13 protein-coding genes are annotated in these 15,513 nt (G+C 67.0%); 9 read left to right on the top strand and 4 right to left on the bottom strand.

The features are described 5' to 3' along the window. Positions 1–55: 55 nt before the first annotated feature. The gene (locus tag DIE21_RS11560) at positions 56–1,570 is read right to left on the bottom strand and encodes an MDR family MFS transporter (RefSeq protein WP_124497825.1); all 1,515 of its coding nucleotides are present in this window, start codon (positions 1,568–1,570) and stop codon (positions 56–58) included. Between the two features lie 228 nt (positions 1,571–1,798). On the opposite strand from DIE21_RS11560, the gene DIE21_RS11555 reads away from it, so the two are divergent. Next, entirely contained in the window at positions 1,799–3,358 is a 1,560-nt protein-coding gene (locus tag DIE21_RS11555) for a methyl-accepting chemotaxis protein (protein ID WP_124497824.1), read from the top strand. A 51-nt stretch (positions 3,359–3,409) separates the two neighbouring features. On the opposite strand, the gene DIE21_RS11550 is transcribed toward DIE21_RS11555, so the two are convergent. Together DIE21_RS11550 and DIE21_RS11545 are read right to left on the bottom strand one after the other, a co-directional pair. Beyond that, on the bottom strand, positions 3,410–5,077 hold the full coding sequence (locus DIE21_RS11550; protein WP_124497823.1) for an ATP-binding domain-containing protein: 1,668 nt from the start codon (positions 5,075–5,077) through the stop codon (positions 3,410–3,412). Between the two features lie 122 nt (positions 5,078–5,199). Beyond that, positions 5,200–6,054, bottom strand: a complete 855-nt coding sequence (locus DIE21_RS11545) for a helix-turn-helix domain-containing protein (protein WP_124497822.1) — start codon at positions 6,052–6,054, stop codon at positions 5,200–5,202. A 532-nt stretch (positions 6,055–6,586) separates the two neighbouring features. Between DIE21_RS11545 and DIE21_RS11540 the strand changes: the two genes are divergently transcribed. The 8 genes from DIE21_RS11540 to DIE21_RS11510 all read left to right on the top strand — a co-directional run bounded on the left by DIE21_RS11540 (position 6,587) and on the right by DIE21_RS11510 (position 14,511). After that, a complete protein-coding gene (locus DIE21_RS11540; protein WP_124497915.1) occupies positions 6,587–6,796 on the top strand; it encodes a hypothetical protein in 210 nt (69 codons plus the stop codon). Between the two features lie 332 nt (positions 6,797–7,128). Beyond that, on the top strand, positions 7,129–7,404 hold the full coding sequence (locus DIE21_RS11535; protein ID WP_124497821.1) for a hypothetical protein: 276 nt from the start codon (positions 7,129–7,131) through the stop codon (positions 7,402–7,404). Positions 7,405–7,481: 77 nt separating this feature from the next. Further along, positions 7,482–7,709, top strand: a complete 228-nt coding sequence (locus tag DIE21_RS37185) for a hypothetical protein (RefSeq protein ID WP_185642756.1) — start codon at positions 7,482–7,484, stop codon at positions 7,707–7,709. 499 nt (positions 7,710–8,208) lie between these two features. Next, on the top strand, positions 8,209–9,543 hold the full coding sequence (locus tag DIE21_RS11530) for an FAD-binding oxidoreductase (RefSeq protein ID WP_124497820.1): 1,335 nt from the start codon (positions 8,209–8,211) through the stop codon (positions 9,541–9,543). A gap of 90 nt (positions 9,544–9,633) precedes the next feature. Then, positions 9,634–10,728, top strand: a complete 1,095-nt coding sequence (locus tag DIE21_RS11525; protein WP_124497819.1) for a TrkA family potassium uptake protein — start codon at positions 9,634–9,636, stop codon at positions 10,726–10,728. 145 nt (positions 10,729–10,873) lie between these two features. Further along, positions 10,874–12,352 carry a sensor domain-containing diguanylate cyclase gene (locus DIE21_RS11520; protein ID WP_124497818.1) on the top strand — a complete coding sequence of 493 codons (1,479 nt, stop codon included), beginning with the start codon at positions 10,874–10,876 and terminating at the stop codon, positions 12,350–12,352. A 285-nt stretch (positions 12,353–12,637) separates the two neighbouring features. Next, entirely contained in the window at positions 12,638–14,065 is a 1,428-nt protein-coding gene (locus DIE21_RS11515) for an MFS transporter (RefSeq protein ID WP_124497817.1), read from the top strand. 113 nt (positions 14,066–14,178) lie between these two features. Further along, positions 14,179–14,511: a cupin domain-containing protein gene (locus tag DIE21_RS11510; protein WP_124497816.1), complete on the top strand. Its 333-nt coding sequence runs from the start codon at positions 14,179–14,181 to the stop codon at positions 14,509–14,511. 13 nt (positions 14,512–14,524) lie between these two features. Here DIE21_RS11510 and DIE21_RS11505 read toward each other — a convergent pair whose 3' ends face one another. Beyond that, positions 14,525–15,502 (bottom strand): helix-turn-helix domain-containing GNAT family N-acetyltransferase, encoded by a 978-nt coding sequence (locus DIE21_RS11505; protein WP_124497815.1) that lies wholly within the window; start codon positions 15,500–15,502, stop codon positions 14,525–14,527. Between the last annotated feature and the right edge of the window lie 11 nt (positions 15,503–15,513).

Below are 15,513 nucleotides of genomic sequence, written 5' to 3'. Positions count from 1 at the left end.
CGCCGCGCGGCTTCGCTCGCGGGCAGGCGCCGCCGCGCTGCCGCCCGCGCGCGAATCAGCGCTGCGTGCGCAGCGGCGCACGCTCGACGAACCACGCGAGCACGAACGCGATCGCGATCACGCCCGCCGCCGCCAGATACACCACATGCAGCGCCCCGGCGAATGCATGCAGGTACGCATCGCGCACCGCATCCGGCAACTGGTGCACGGCCGCCGGGCCGAGCGCGGGCGGCAGCTCCGTGCCGGCCGGCAGCGCCTGCGTGATGCGCGACTGCAGCCCGTGCGAGAACAGTGCGCCGAACGCGGCGACGCCGAGCGAGCCGCCGATCGAACGGAACAGGGTCGCGCCCGAGGTCGCGACACCCATGTGGCGGAATTCGACCGTGTTCTGCACGGCAAGCGTCAGCACCGGCATCACCATGCCGAGCCCGATCCCGAGCAGCGCCATGTACGCGTACATCGTGTGCAGCGGCGTGTCGAGCGACAGCGTCGACAGCAGCGCCATCGCGATGCCGCCGATCAGCGTCCCCGCGATCGGAAACGGGCGATACGTGCCGAGCCGCGAGATCAGCCGGCCGCTCGCGACCGACATCGCGAGCATCCCGCCCATCATCGGCAGCAATTGCATCCCGGCCTGCGACGGCGTCGAGCCCTTCACGACCTGCAGATAGAGCGGAATGAACGTGACCGAACCAAACAGCGCGATGCCGACGACGAAGCCGATCAGGCTCATCAGCACGAAGGTGCGCTGGCGGAACAGTTCGAGCGGCATGATCGGCTCGGCCGCGAGCCGCTCCTCGTAGACGAAGCCGCCGACCGCGACCACGCCGAGCACGAGCGTCATCCACAGCTGCGGCGATGACCACGGCAGCAGCGAACCGCCTTCGCTCGTGAACAGGATCACGCAGGTGAGGGCCGTCGCGAGGAACGCGGCGCCCATGTAGTCGATCCGGTGCTTCACGTGCGCGGTGTGCGGCCGGAACGCGATGCCGATCACCGCGAGCGCGACCAAGCCAAGCGGCAGGTTGATCGTGAAGATCCAGCGCCACGACAGGTGTTCGACCAGGAAACCGCCGAGCAGCGGCCCGACGATCGTCGCGAGGCCGTACACGCCGCCGAACATTCCCTGATAGCGTGCCCGGCGGTCGGGCGGCACCAGGTCGCCGATCGCGGCCATCGTGACGACCATCAGCCCGCCGCCGCCGAGCCCCTGCAGCGCGCGCAGCACGATCAGCTGCGTCATGTCCTGCGCGACGCCGCACAGCGCGGAACCGGCGAGAAACAACACGATCGCGGCCTGCAGCACGATCTTGCGGCCGTACAGGTCGCCGAGCTTGCCGTACAGCGGCAGCACGACCGTCGACGACAGCAGGTACGCGGTGACGACCCACGACAGCTGGTCGAGGCCGCCGAGCTCGCCGACGATGGTCGGCAGCGCGGTCGACACGATCGTCTGGTCGAGCGCGGACAGCAGCATGACGAGCAGCAGCGCGGCGACGATCAGCCCGGTCGGCGCGTCGCGGCGGGCCGCGTCGGCGGCCGGCGGAGCAGGGAGGGTATCGGTTCTCATCGAGATATCTGCCATGGCAGGGAATTGACCGGAATATAGAGTCAATTGATTGACCAGTCAATTTCTGCCGGGCCTCGATTTGTTGCATCGGTAACGGGAGATTGCCGGCGCGGAAATTGATCGCGATCAGTCCGCAAGAGGGCCGGACTCAAGTTTTTTGCAGGCAAACCGTAATCCAGAATGCCGCGGACCGATTGCCGCGGCACTTTTCATCGCTCACGTGCCGTCATGAACCTGAACGCCCTGTTTTCCCGTTTCTCGATCCGTACGCGGATTTTTTCCACGCTCGGCCTCGTCGCCGTGCTGCTCGTCGTGTCGGGCCTGATCGGCCTCACCGGCATGCAGAGCTCGAATCGTGCGCTCGACGAGGCCTATACGCGCCAGCTGGCCGCGAAGAACGCGCTGTCCGCCGCCAGCCTGAACCTGACGATCGTGCGCACGACGCTCGATCGCGCGCTGCTGCATCCGGAGGCGCAGGAAGTGCCGGATCTCGTCAAGAAGGCCGAGAGCTATCTCGCGAAGGCCGACGCCGCGTGGCGCATCTACGCGGCCATGCCGCACGACGGCGACGAAGGTCCGCTCGCGACCCGGCTCGACGCCGCGCGCCAGGCGCTGATCGGGCAGGGATTGAAGCCGCTGGTCGACGCGATCCGCGACGGACGTCGCGACGACGCCGACCGGCTGCTGATGACCGTCGCGCCGCCGCTGTCGGTCGCGCTCACGCAGGCGACCGATGCGCTCGACGCGTACCAGGCCGCACGCGGCAAGGACGTCTACGACACCGCCCAGACCTATTACGGCTGGATGCGCGCGGGCGCGATCGCCGGCATTGCGTTCGGCCTGGCCGCGTGTCTCGGCTGTGCCGTCGGCCTGCATTTCGCGATCACGCAACCGGTGAACCGGCTGCTGTCGCATTTCCGCCGCCTGTCGGACGGCGACCTGACGTCGGAGGTGCGCTGGTCGTCGCGCGACGAGATGGCCGAGCTGGTCGAGGGCGTGACGGGCATGCAGCGCAGCCTCGCCGATACGGTGCGCCAGGTCAGCCAGGGCTCCGAAGCGATCTCGACCGCGACGCACCAGATCGCGGCCGGTAACACCGACCTGTCGCAGCGCACCGAGGAGCAGGCATCCGCGCTGCAGGAGACGGCCGCGAGCATGGAACAGTTGACCGCGACCGTGAAGCAGAACGCCGACCACGCGCTCGAGGCCCAGGCGTGCGCGGACAATGCAAGCGAGATCGCGACGCGCGGCGCGACGGTCGTCGGCGAAGTGATCGGCACGATGAACGAGATCGACCAGAGTTCGCAGAAGGTGGCCGACATCATCGGCACGATCGAGGGCATCGCGTTCCAGACCAACATCCTCGCGCTGAATGCGGCGGTCGAAGCCGCGCGCGCGGGCGAGCAGGGCCGCGGTTTCGCGGTGGTCGCGGGCGAAGTGCGCACGCTCGCGCAGCGCTCGGCGTCGGCCGCGAAGGAAATCCGCACGCTGATCGGCGAGTCCGTCGAGCGTGTCGCGACGGGTTCGCGACTGGTCGGCACGGCCGGCGCGACGATGCAGGACATCCAGCAGGCGATCGGCCGCGTGACGGGCATCATGACCGAAATCGCGGCCGCGTCGAACGAGCAGCGCGACGGGATCGAGCAGGTGAACCGCGCGGTGTCGCAGATGGATCAGGTGTCGCAGCAGAACGCGGCGCTGGTCGAGCAGGCGGCGGCCGCGGCTGCATCGCTCGAGGAGCAGGCCGACGGGCTGCGGCGCGCGGTGGGGGCGTTTCGCGTCGCGTGACGCGGGGAGCCGCGGGCGGGGCGCTCGGTCCGACGCGCGCCCGCCACCGTGTCAATCGTTCGCGAGCTGCGCGGCCGAGCGCGCCGACGCGACGAGCAGCAGCTTCATCGTCGCGCGCGTCGCGCCGACGAACAGCTTGCGGGCCGCGCGCGCATCGAGCGTGTCGAAGTCGATCTCGGTGAGGATCACGCACGGCGCCGATTGCCCCTTGAAGCGGTAGATCGAATCGAGCAGCACGTCGCCTTCGCGATATTCAGGGTTGCCGAACAGATCGTACTTGCCGGTGAAGCGCTTGACCCGATGCGGGCCGAGCTGGTCGAGCCGCGCGAGCACCGAGCTTTCGCGGCCGCGATACGACAGCACCGCGATGTCCTGCTTGCGGAAGCCGAGCGACAGCGCGTGCGTGATCGCGCGCTTGGTCGCGTCGATGCAGGCCGCGGCGAGCGCGTCGCCCGACGCGCCGTCTTCCCCGTATGACGACACCGACGGATCGGAACCGTCGAACGGGCTGCCCGAGCGCAGTTCCGCCGCGAGCGGCTCGACGCGGCCGACGACGTCGCGCACGAATTCGAGCAGGTCGCGCGGGCTGCGGTAGTTCGTCAGCGCCTTCAGCGTGACCCAGCCGGGCAGCGCGACGCTCTCGCGCAGATAGAGGTTCTGCAGCGGGTCTTCCAGCCACCACCATGCGCCGTCCGGTACCAGCAGGCGCTCCAGCGCCGCTGCCCACGGCGCGTGGAAATCCTGTCCTTCGTCGACGATCAGCACATCGAAGCGCCAGCGTTCCGGAACCGGCGCTTGCGCAAAACGCGCCTCGAGCCGCTCGAACGCGCCCGGCGCGTCGAAGTCGGGCGTGTAGCCGCCGTCGCGTGCCACCCAGTCGCACAGCTGATGGTAGTTCGCGATCGTCGCGCCGGGCAGCGCGATGCGCGCGATGTAGTCGGCGAGCGGCCGGTTGAAGCACACGTAGAGCACGCGCTTGCCGGCCGCGACCGCATCGCGCATCGCCTGCACCGCGAGCTGGGTCTTGCCCGAACCGGCGGTGCCCGTCACGCGCAAGCGGAACGGCGTGAACTCGAGCTGCCGCGCCCACGCGGCGAGCCCGCCCGACAGCCGCGTGACGAGCGTGCCGGCCTGCCCGACGAGCGCACTCGTGTCGGGCGTGAGCGCCAGCTCGTCCGCGAGGAAATGATGCAGCTTCGCGGCGTTCGGCAGCGCGTCGTCATGCTCGGGCAGGATCTGCAGGATCACCTGCGCGAGCTGCGCCTTGCGCGACGCGTCGACGATGCGGTCGGCCGCGACGCCGGCAATCGCCGTCTCGCGGATCGAGTAGTCGGGGCAGTACAGCAGCGCCTCGACGCCGTAGACGCCCGCGCCGAGCGCCGCGGTCAGCCGCCGGTGCAGCGTTTCCTGCGTGCGCGCGAGCTGGATCGGGACGTTGCGCTCCTTCTGCAGGTAGACCTTCACCAGCCCCTTCGGCGTTTCGCGCAGGAAGCCGGCCTTCTGCTCGATCAGCAGCACGCGGCCGGCCGGGCTCACGACGACGAACGCCGCTTCGCCGAATACCGAGAAGCCCTGGTCGGCACGCGTCCAGTGCACGCCGTGGTAGACGGTGTAGTCATCCGGCAGCGCGTGTTCGAGCGCCGCGAGCGTCTCGCGCTCGCGTTCGGCCGCGCCGGTGGCGGCGAGGCTTTTCCAGTCGTCGGGAATGAGGCGGGCCATGAAGTCGGGCGGCGGATGCCGGTCGTGAACAGGGTCCGGCTATTGTACTGAGGAACCTGTGCACGACCGCCGCGCCGCGCGGGCGCCGGCGATGCGAAGCAGAAGCGCGCGGCGGGCGGGCGTTACCCGCGTGCGAGCCGCTTCGCGAGATCGGCGCTGAGGATTGCCATGCGCGCGGGTTTTTCATAGCAGACGACGTCGAACGCGCGGATCACTTCGCTGATGTCCGCTTCGCTCGCGCGGCCCGTGAGCAGGTCGCCCGTCAGCACGAAGATCGGCGCGCCCGGATTGTCGGACGTGCGCACCGCCTTGATCGCGGTGGCGGCCGTGCTGTCGTCGAACAGCCATTCGGTGACGACGGCGTCGAACGCCTGGCCCTGCAGCGCGTCGACGAACGGCGCGAGGCCATCGAACGTGGCCGTCGCGAAACCCTGCAGCTCGAGATAGCGGCACAGCTCGGTCGCGCTGACGCGATCGGGATCGATCACCGCGACGACGAGCTTGTCGCTCTCCGCGCGGCGCGGATAGATCTCGATCTTGTGCACGTCGTATGCGTTCTGGTACAGCACGCCCGTATGGCGCAGCACGCGCCAGCGGCCGTTCTGTTCGTACGCGACGAACTCGGGGCGAGCGCCGGCTTCGAGCGGCGCGCCGATCCAGGCGGTGCACGGAATTTCGGCGACGCCGGCGTAAAGGACGGCCTCCTGCGAATAGGCGCCGACCATGCCGGGGTCGAGCGTCTGCGCGCCGAACAGTTGAGCGGCGGGCTCGCCATAGGCTTCGGCGACTTTCTTGATCTGCGCGAGCGTCCAGGGGCTGCTGCCGCGCAGTTTGCGGTGACCTTGCGAAAAGCTCAGGTCGAGGATGCGGCACAGCTCGGTGGTCTGCTGGCGCTTGCCGATGCCGTTGCGGGTCATCAGCTCGCGCACGCGCTCGGCAACCGCGAGGGAATCCGTGGTGATTGCTTCAGTGGTCATGCTACGGGAACGGATCGTGACGTTCAGAACGACGCCTTGCGGCAGTCTCGGCGGACAGTCTTGATGACGTCCGGTGGCGAGCCGACCGGCCACGCGCGGAAAAGATAACTTTACCGCAAAACAGCTGTCATTCCGTGTCGCGAAAGGTGCGTTTCTGTGAAAGATGTGTCACGACGTTACGCCTGGCCCGGCGGCGTGTGCCGGGCGCCGCTGGCCCGGTCGCAAGCTTCCGGTGCGGATCGCGAGGCGCTGGGACATGATTCCTCGCACGGCGGCGCGTAATCGCACCCCGCGGCCGGCGCGATGCACCAGGGCAGGGCACATTCGCAGTCCGGAGCAGGGAATCGTGCCGCCCGGCCGGCCACAAATCTTTACATGACAGTCCGCGTCGGGCCAGGCGGAACCGCATCTTATACGCGGATCGTTTGATGGTTTACTCTAATGAACCGATGCGGGCACCTGTTCGGAAGAGGGCATGAACGCGGAGGGGCACCATGCTACGATTCCCCCGTCTCAAAATAGCGTTGAAGCGATGCAGAAGAAATTTGTGATGCGCGGGTACGAGATGAACTGCGAGCCGCGCGTGACGGAGGACGGCAAGTACGCCGCCCAGGTCGAGGTCACGAAGCTGGGTTTCAGCCGCGAGGCGGCTTTCCGCAAGCTGGGCGAATTCGATGGCGAAGCCGAAGCCGTCGCCTATGCGAAAAAATTCTCCGAAGAGTGGTTGAGCCGCTACGCGTAGCGCGTCGTTCGCCCGTGCAGGACGGGCGCCGGCACGACCGGCAGGCGCATGCATCATGAGCCGCCGGGCCCGGACCGAGGGTCATTGAAGGCGAAACACGACGGACGCGCCGAACGCCCGTGCGGATGGCGCGCGCCATTGCTCCATCACGCCTTTGCCTCGTTGCGACGTCGGTATCGCCGTGCCGATCGATGGCCCGCGGCGTGAACGCGCGGCCGCCCCGGATTCACTCCTGATCATTGTCAATACCCGGGGAAGTTTGTAGATTAATTTCCCACATAGTGAGGTATCGTTCGGCGATCGATTGACGGCAACGTAACTGGAGACTGCGAATGACCACCTTGTCCATGCAGACCGCCGTTCACGGTAAGACTGTCCAGGTCATGTTGTCGCTGGAGCGTCGTACCGTCAGGATTGACATCGTCGACGACGAAGCGGGCAGCCATCCGCCGCGTACGATGAGCATCGAACAGTATGTCAACGCCGGTATGGCGGACGACGAAATTGCCCGGCATGTGCTCGAAGTCGTCGCGATGTCGCTCGAACAGCTTGCGCGGCTTCGGCCGTACGACCGCGCGACAGGCGCACGCATGCGCTATTCACACTGATGCCGGTCGCGCCGGGATCGCTCGGCCACGTCTCGCGGCTATCGCACCTTCAGTATTCGTCCGCAAGCCGATAAGCGGTGACCGCACGCCTGGATGCGTCGTCGGCGATCGTCGACACGTGGCGGCCGGCGTGTCGCGACAGCAACCGCTGCAGCGCGGCCGCGGCGGCAGCCGTTCTTGTGATGCTCACATCCCGGGACAACCGCATCATTTCTTCCCCTTCGATCAGGTATCAATCGGCGAAGCGACGCAAGGTCGTCGATTACATGGCGAGCAACGTATTTCTCTGTTTTAAGAAGTACTAACAGAGAGAGCGGCGCGAATGTTCGCTGCGGATACGGAATCCGTCAAAGAGAATAAATCGGGTCCAGGAAAGCGAGCGATGTCGGCATGCGCGACGTGACGATCGACGTGCGGCGCGCTCCATCGCCACCATTCATCCATTACCGCCAAATTCAATCGACTTGCGCCGGCATATACGTGAACGGCTCGCCATCTTCCCGCCCGACGGACAGCCGCCGCTTGAGTTGATCGAGCGCGAAGATCGTTTCTACTGCAGCGGCACTGTGTGGTTATACAGTCCACCGCGAGTCCACCGCGCGATAACATAGCGCCGTCAAGGCGAAAAATGGGGACGGCCGACGGGCCGCGATGACCGGCGGTGGGGCCGCTGCCGGCCGGCCGAACCGTTCATCGACCTTCCCGCACGTTCGCCAGCTACATCCGGAACCTGACAGCATGATCCGGTGCCGCCATCGCAAACGTCGATGGATGCGCCGGATGGATCGACGCCAACAGAGAACAATGACGACCACCTATCCGCTGCATGACGCATTGACGCACGCCGACACGGCGTTTCCGGCCGAAGCCGACATCGTGATCGCCGGCGCCGGCATCATGGGCTGCGCGGCCGCGTACTACCTCGGCCTGCGCGGCCTGAAGGCCGTCGTGCTCGACAAGTCGCGCATCGCCGGCCAGCAATCGACGCGCGCATGGGGCTTCGTGCGGCAGCAGGGCCGCGAATCCGCCGAAGTGCCGCTGATGATGGCCGGCATGCGGATCTGGGAGGGGCTCGAGCAGGCGCTCGGCTTCGACCTCGAATGGCGGCAGGGCGGTTGCCTCTACATGGCGGACAACGAAGACGACTGGGCGTCGTTCCAGGCGTGGCTTGCCGTCGCGCACGAACACGGGCTCGACACGCGCACGCTGACGCGTACGGAGATCGACGCGCGCGTGACCGGCCTGTCGGCGCAAGCGCGCACGCTCGGCGGGTTGTACACGGCGACCGACGGGCAGGCCGAACCGCGCCGCGTGGCCGCCGCGTTCGCGGCGCGCGCGACCGAAGCCGGCGCGCGTTTCTTCGAAGGCTGCGGCGTGACGGCGATCGAGACGGCCGGCGGCGCGGTCGTCGGCGTCGTGACCGAGCGCGGCACGATCCGCACGCGGCGCGTGATCTGCGCGGCCGGCGCGACCAGCTTCCGGCTGCTCGACGGTGTCGGCATCCGGCTGCCGCAGCAGGCCGTGCGCGGCACCTGCATGCGCACCAACGTGCTGCCCGACGTGTCCGCGTCGACGATCTGGGGGCACGGCCTCGGCATTCGGCAACGCAGGAACGGCGCGATCAATCTCGCCGACGACATGCAGGTCGACGTCGACCTGACGCTTGGCCATCTGCGCGGCTTGAGCCTGTTCTGGCCGGAATTCTGGTCGCAGCGCGAGAAATTCCGGCTGCATCTGAATGCGGCGGCGTGGCGGGATGCCTGCGCGCGCATCGGTGGCGCAACCGGGCCGATCGAGCCGCGCGATCCGCAGCCGCAACCCAATCGTGCGCATGCGCCGCGCGCGCTCGCGAAGCTGAAGGCGATCTTCCCCGCGCTGAAGGACGCGCAGGTCGTCGAGGCGTGGGCCGGCCTGATCGACGTGCTGCCGGACGGGATTCCGGTGATCGACGCGCCCGGCACCCCGGCCGGGCTCGCGATCGCGACCGGCTTCTGCGGGCACGGCTTCGCGATGGGGCCGATCGTCGGGCGGCTGCTGGCCGAATGGGTCGACACGGGCGAGCCGTCGCTCGACCTGTCGGCGTTCCGTGCACGGCGTTTCGCCGACGGAACGATGGTCCGGCCGCGCAGCATGCTGTAGCGGACGGCCGGTTGCGGAGGGCCGGTAGCGGACGGGCCCGCGTGTTCCCGTCGTAGAATCGAGCCCGCATCCTTCAGGAGATTTCCCCCGTTGGCAACGCCTTCCGACACGCGCCGCTCGTTGCGCTCACGCCTGCGTCGCGCCCGCAACCCGTGGCAGGCGCCGCGTGCGCGCACGCTGTTCACGCGCCCCGCGACGTCGCCGCGGCGCACGCTGCTGTTCCGTCTCGGCGCGGTCGTGGTGCTGTGCGTGCTCGCGTTTCTCGTGCTGTATCTCGATCGCGACGGCCTGCGCGATTCGACCAAGAGCACGCCGATGAACGTCGCCGATCTCGTGTACTTCACGATGGTCACGGTCGCGACGGTCGGCTATGGCGACATCGTGCCGGTCACGGCGCGGGCGCGCCTGATCGATGCGTTCTTCATCGTGCCGATCCGCATCGGCATCTGGTTCATCTTCCTGGGCACGGCGTATCAGTTCGTGATCCAGCGCGTCATCGAGGAATTCCGCATGAAACGCCTGCAGAAGCAGCTGTCCGATCACATCGTCGTTTGCGGCTACGGCCTGTCGGGGTCGATCGCCGTGCGCGAACTGCTCGAGAGCGGCGTCGATCCGTCGACGATCATCGTGATCGATGCGCAGCAGCAGGCGCTCGAAGCCGCGGCGTCGCTCGGCGTGACCGGGCTGCTCGGCGATCCCGCGCACGAGGATCTGTTGCAGCAGGCGCAGGTGCGCGCGGCGAAGGCCGTGATCATCTCGGTGACCGACGATCCGACCGCGATCCTGCTGACGCTGTCGGTGCGCAGCATCGCGCCCGAGACGAAGATCGTCGTGCGGATCCAGGAGAACCTGTATCAGCGGCAGCTGCGGCAGGCGGGCGCGGACGTGATCGTGTCGTCGACGAAGATCGGCGCGCTGCTGCTCGCGGATGCGGTGCACAGCCGCTACATCGTGCCGTTCGTGAACGACATGCTGTCGACGCGCGGGCGGGCGACGCTGCTGGAGCGCGAGGCGTTGCCGCACGAGATCGGCTGCATGACGAACGTCGTGCCGGGCGCGATCGTCGTCGGGCTCGATCGCTGCGGGAAGATTCAATCGTTCTACGAGGATCCGCCGTGCCGGATCGAGGCGGGCGATACGCTGGTCGTGATTCAGTCGGCGCGGATTCCGGATCCGGATGCGTGAGGATCGGGTGTGACATGACCCGGCATCGAGACGCCCATGTCGCGCCATGACCGATACCTCGGCCGCCAGTTATGGCACCATCCGTTTTTAGTATGAAGTAATCGCGGCGTGCGCCTGCGCACAAGCTGGGTCATCGAGGAGACACATGCAATCCAGGTCGGCGGCTCCCCACACCATCGTCGTGATCGGCATCGTGATCGCCTGCGCGCTAATGGGCCTGTGCGTGCTGCAGTTGTTCCAGAGCCGCAACGACGCGCGCGAGCGGGCGAGCGAAACCTCGCGCAATCTCGGCCTGATCGCCGAGCGCGACATCGAACGCAACTTCGAACTCTACGACCTGTCGCTGCAGGCGGTCATTGAAGGCCTCAAACGTCCCGACGTGATGAATGCGCCCGCGAGCTTGCGGCGCGCCGTGCTGTTCGATAACGCGATGACAGCTCAATTTCTCGGCTCGATGCTGGTACTCGATGCCGCCGGCAACGTCGTCCTGGATTCGGCCAACGACGTGCCGCGCCGCGGCAATTTCGCCGATCGCAAGTACTTCACCGTCCACCGCGACAATCCGGATGCAGGGCTCTATCTCAGCGACCCGTACCCGTCGCGCCTGCGCGGGGGCTCGCTCAGCATCGGGCTCACGCGGCGGATCTCGAACCCGGACGGCTCGTTTGCCGGCGTCGTGCTCATTGCGGTCAACCTCGAGTATTTCCATCAGCTGTTTGCCGGCCTGTCGCTCGGGCAGCACGGCTCGATCTCGCTGATCGGCAACGACGGCATCATGGTGATGCGTCAGCCGTACGACGTCCACACCATCGGTCGCGACATCAGCCAGGCCGCGACCTTCAAGCGGTTTCAGACCGCGCGGGAAGGCGTGTTCTCGGAGACCTCGTCGCTCGACGGAGTGCGCCGTCTCTACTATTTCAGGCACTTGCCGAAGCTGCCGCTGGTCATCATGGTCGCCGAGGCGGAGCAGGACATCTATGCGGCGTGGCGGCACCGGGCCGTGACGATCGGCGCGCTGGTGGCGATGTTCGGCGCCGCGTTCATCGCGGTGTCCATCATGCTCGGTACGCAGCTCCGGCGCCGGATGCGCGCCGAGTCGGAACTCGTGCTGCTCGCACGCACCGACGGCCTCACCGGGCTGAACAATCGCCGCAGCTTCGGGGAAGTGCTGGATCGCGAATGGCGTCGTGCACGGCGAGCGCGATCGGTTTTCTCGTTGTTGTTCGTCGATGTCGACCGCTTCAAGGCCTATAACGACACCTACGGCCACCAGGCGGGAGACGACGCGCTGGCGGCGGTTGCGCGCTGCATCGGCGACAACATCCGCCGGCCGGTCGATACCGCGGCCCGCTACGGCGGGGAGGAATTCGTCGTGCTGCTCCCCGATACGCCCGCGACGGGCGCCGCCCAGATCGCCGAGCGAATTCGCGCGGCGATCGATGAGCTGGCGCTCGAGCACGCCGGCAGCGAGCATGGGCACGTCACCGCCAGTATCGGCCTCGCGAGCTGGACGCCCGAGCACGACGAGGAGGCCGGCAGCGTGATCAAGGCCGCCGACGAGGCGCTCTACTACGCGAAGGCGACCGGCCGGAACAAGGTCTCTGCCTTTCAGCCACCGGTGTGACGCGTCGCTGCATGGCAGCGTCGTGGCAGCCGGCGGGCACGTATCACAACCCGTGGGCGAGGTGGGCGGATACCTGCATGACAGATGCGTTACCGACGCGGTAACGAGGGAATCCGCGTTTCCACATGCGTGCTGCCGCCAGGCGAATTCGGCCGCAAACTTTATGACGCACGCCGAATAATTTATCGATTTATATCGGTTGGGATAACCGCATCGCAAGAACAGAATCGTCGCTTCCAGAACCAGAAGGCTCGCGCCGGATCTCCGGCCAAACAAGGGAATGCGATGAGTTCGATCGATCTGAACGCTGTCACGCCGGTTTCCGCGCCCATCCGCTCCGCGAGCGACGTGGCGCGCCTGATCAATACGACGGACAGCTCCGTCAGCCATGCACGGATGATCGTGCTGCTCGCGCTCGGCGGCGTGTTTCTCGATGCGTACGACCTGACGACGCTGTCGTACGGCATCGACGACGTCGCGCGCGAATTCGGCCTGACACCCGAGCTGACCGGGCTGGTCGGCTCGGCGATCATGATCGGCACGATCTTCGGCAGCCTGATCGGCGGATGGCTGACCGACAGGATCGGCCGCTATCAGGTGTTCATGGCCGACATGCTGTTCTTCGTGATCGCGGCGATCGCGGCCGGGCTCGCGCCGAACGTCTGGGTGCTGATCGGCGCGCGCTTCGTGATGGGGCTCGGGGTCGGCATCGACCTGCCCGTCGCGATGGCGTTTCTCGCCGAGTTCTCGAAGTTCAGCGGCCGCGGCAACAAGGCGTCGCGGCTCGCCGCGTGGTGCCCGATGTGGTACGTGGCGTCGTCGGTCTGTTTCCTGCTGATCTTCGGCATGTATTTCCTGCTGCCGGCCGGGCATGCGGGCTGGCTGTGGCGCGCGTCGCTGATCTTCGGCGCGGTGCCCGCGCTCGTCATCATCCTGGTCCGGAATCGCTTCATGAACGAATCGCCGTTGTGGGCCGCGAACCAGGGCGACCTGGCCAATGCCGCGCGCATTCTGCGCGAATCGTATGGCATTCACGCACACGAAGCGGAAGACGCGCCGCGCGAGCCGAGCCCGCCGCCCGTGCGGATTCGCGTGCTGTTCCAGCGGCCGTATCTCGGCCGCACGATCGTCGCCAGCGTGATGAACCTGTGCATTCCGTTCGAATACACCGCGATCGCGTTCTTCCTGCCGTCGATCCTGTCGCAGTTTCTCGGCGCGGGCGTGTTCGAGACGATCGCGGCGTCGCTCGCGCTGAACGTGCTGTTCGCGTTGACGGGCGGCTTGCTGGGCATGCGCCTGGCGTGTCGCTATCCGTCGCGTCATGTCGCGATCGCGGGTTTCGCGCTGCAGTTCGTCGCCCTCGTCGCGCTCGCCCTGGCGGGGCATCCGCACGGCGCACTCGCGGTCGGCCTCGTGCTGCTGATGCTCGGCACCTGGCTGTTCGCCGAGGGCTTCGGGCCGGGTGCGCAGATGATGATCTATCCCACGCTGTCCTATCCGGCGGCGATCCGCGGCACCGGCGTCGGCTTCGGGCGCTCGCTGTGCGGAATCGGCCAGGCGCTCGCGCTGTTCGTGCTGCCGATCCTGCAGGCTCGTCTCGGCACGGACATGTTCTGGGTCGTCGCGGTCAGCGCGGCCACGCCGATCGTGTTCCTGTTGATCGTGCGCCATGAACCGACGGCGCGCGATATCGACGACGAGGCGGCCGCCTGAGTGCCGGTCTTGCCGGGACCCGCAAACAAGTTCGCCGCAACGACGGCTGCCGCGCTACAGTGAACGTCAACCGCCGACGAACGACGAGCGACGGGCTACGCGAGGGGCGCATCATGCAACTTCAAACCGGCAATCTGTTCAACACTGACGCCGTGCGCGGCGACGACGAACGGATCGACATACTCGTCGCGGGGCCGAGCCTGAACGTCGAGCGCATCGTGTCGATGGGGCACACGAGTCCGGACGGGTTCTGGTACGACGATCCGCGTGCCGAATGGGTCGTGCTGCTGTCAGGCGCGGCCGTACTCGAGTTCGAGGCGGACGCGACGCTGCAAGACATGCGCCCCGGCGACTACGTGCTGATCGAGCCGCATTGCCGGCATCGCGTCGCATGGACGCATCCGGAAGAGCAGTCGGTCTGGCTCGCGATCTATCACGATCGATGAAGCGTGCGGCGGCTTACTGGCTTGGCCGGCACCGGCTGAAGCGCTGCTCGACGACGCGGGTTCCCCATTGCGCGCCTTCCGATTCGCTGGTCAGCGTGAAGCCGAACGATTCATACAAGTGACGTGCCGAATCCAGGCCCTTGAAGGTCCACAGGTAGGTCTCGCCGAACTGCTGCTCGTCGACGAAATGCATGGCGCGCGTCATCAGTTGCCGCCCGATACCGGCGCCGCGCAATCCGTCGTCGACGATGAACCAGCGCAAATGTGCGATGCCCGTGGCCGGATTCCCGTCTATCGCGACAGAGGCGAGCGCGCGGCCGTTTTCTGCATGGAGCCACAGAGCCTTGCCTTCGGCTGGCAGTGTGCCGGCAAATTCCGCGAGCTCGGTCGCCACCTTTTTCTCGAAGAAAGCGCCAAACCCCCAGTGTTCCGCATAGAACCGCGCGTGAAGGCTTGCTATGTCGCCGATACAGCCGGGCTGGTAGCCGTCGACAATCCGCGCGGCGTCCGGTTTCGGCGGGGGGGCCACGGCAACGTTGTCTTGCGCGAGCGCATCGCTGTAAAGCGCGAGGGAGCGGACGAGGGTTTGCTGGTCCGCCGGCACCATCCGGCGTAGCGCATTCGACACCTGGCGTGTCGCAAACTGGTCGATCCTGTCGCGAAGTGCTTGCCCGTCGGCAGTCAGGTACAACTCGGTCGCACGCGCATCGTCGGGCGAGATGCGGCGCGTCACGAAGCCGGCCGTCTCGAGCCGGGAAAGCTGCCGGCTCGTATTCGATTTGTCCAGGCGCAGAATGCTGCCCAGATCCTTTGCACTGATGCCGGGCGCCATGCCTATTTCGAGAACGGCATGAACGGCAGATGGCGCCAGATCGCTATCGGCCAATGTCGCGCGCATGAAACCCAGTTCGCGAACCAGCTTGCGGGAAAAGTCGCGCAGCTCGAGGATCGTCGCCTCGCGAGGCTTTGCCGGAATATCGATGAGGTCCATGACCGATCCAA

The organism is Burkholderia sp. Bp9140, from assembly GCF_003853425.1.
Taxonomy (GTDB): Bacteria; Pseudomonadota; Gammaproteobacteria; order Burkholderiales; family Burkholderiaceae; genus Burkholderia.
The sequence above is the reverse complement of the archived record's forward strand: the minus strand, read 5'-3'. Positions and strand labels throughout refer to the sequence as shown.

What these genes read in the sequence shown, in the direction of transcription:
- DIE21_RS11560 (WP_124497825.1), bottom strand. Translation starts at nt 1,570, where the DNA reads ATGAGAACCGATACCCTCCCTGCTCCGCCGGCCGCCGACGCGGCCCGC.
- DIE21_RS11555 (WP_124497824.1), top strand. Translation starts at nt 1,799, where the DNA reads ATGAACCTGAACGCCCTGTTTTCCCGTTTCTCGATCCGTACGCGGATT.
- DIE21_RS11550 (WP_124497823.1), bottom strand. Translation starts at nt 5,077, where the DNA reads ATGGCCCGCCTCATTCCCGACGACTGGAAAAGCCTCGCCGCCACCGGC.
- DIE21_RS11545 (WP_124497822.1), bottom strand. Translation starts at nt 6,054, where the DNA reads ATGACCACTGAAGCAATCACCACGGATTCCCTCGCGGTTGCCGAGCGC.
- DIE21_RS11540 (WP_124497915.1), top strand. Translation starts at nt 6,587, where the DNA reads ATGCAGAAGAAATTTGTGATGCGCGGGTACGAGATGAACTGCGAGCCG.
- DIE21_RS11535 (WP_124497821.1), top strand. Translation starts at nt 7,129, where the DNA reads ATGACCACCTTGTCCATGCAGACCGCCGTTCACGGTAAGACTGTCCAG.
- DIE21_RS11530 (WP_124497820.1), top strand. Translation starts at nt 8,209, where the DNA reads ATGACGACCACCTATCCGCTGCATGACGCATTGACGCACGCCGACACG.
- DIE21_RS11520 (WP_124497818.1), top strand. Translation starts at nt 10,874, where the DNA reads ATGCAATCCAGGTCGGCGGCTCCCCACACCATCGTCGTGATCGGCATC.
- DIE21_RS11515 (WP_124497817.1), top strand. Translation starts at nt 12,638, where the DNA reads ATGAGTTCGATCGATCTGAACGCTGTCACGCCGGTTTCCGCGCCCATC.
- DIE21_RS11510 (WP_124497816.1), top strand. Translation starts at nt 14,179, where the DNA reads ATGCAACTTCAAACCGGCAATCTGTTCAACACTGACGCCGTGCGCGGC.
- DIE21_RS11505 (WP_124497815.1), bottom strand. Translation starts at nt 15,502, where the DNA reads ATGGACCTCATCGATATTCCGGCAAAGCCTCGCGAGGCGACGATCCTC.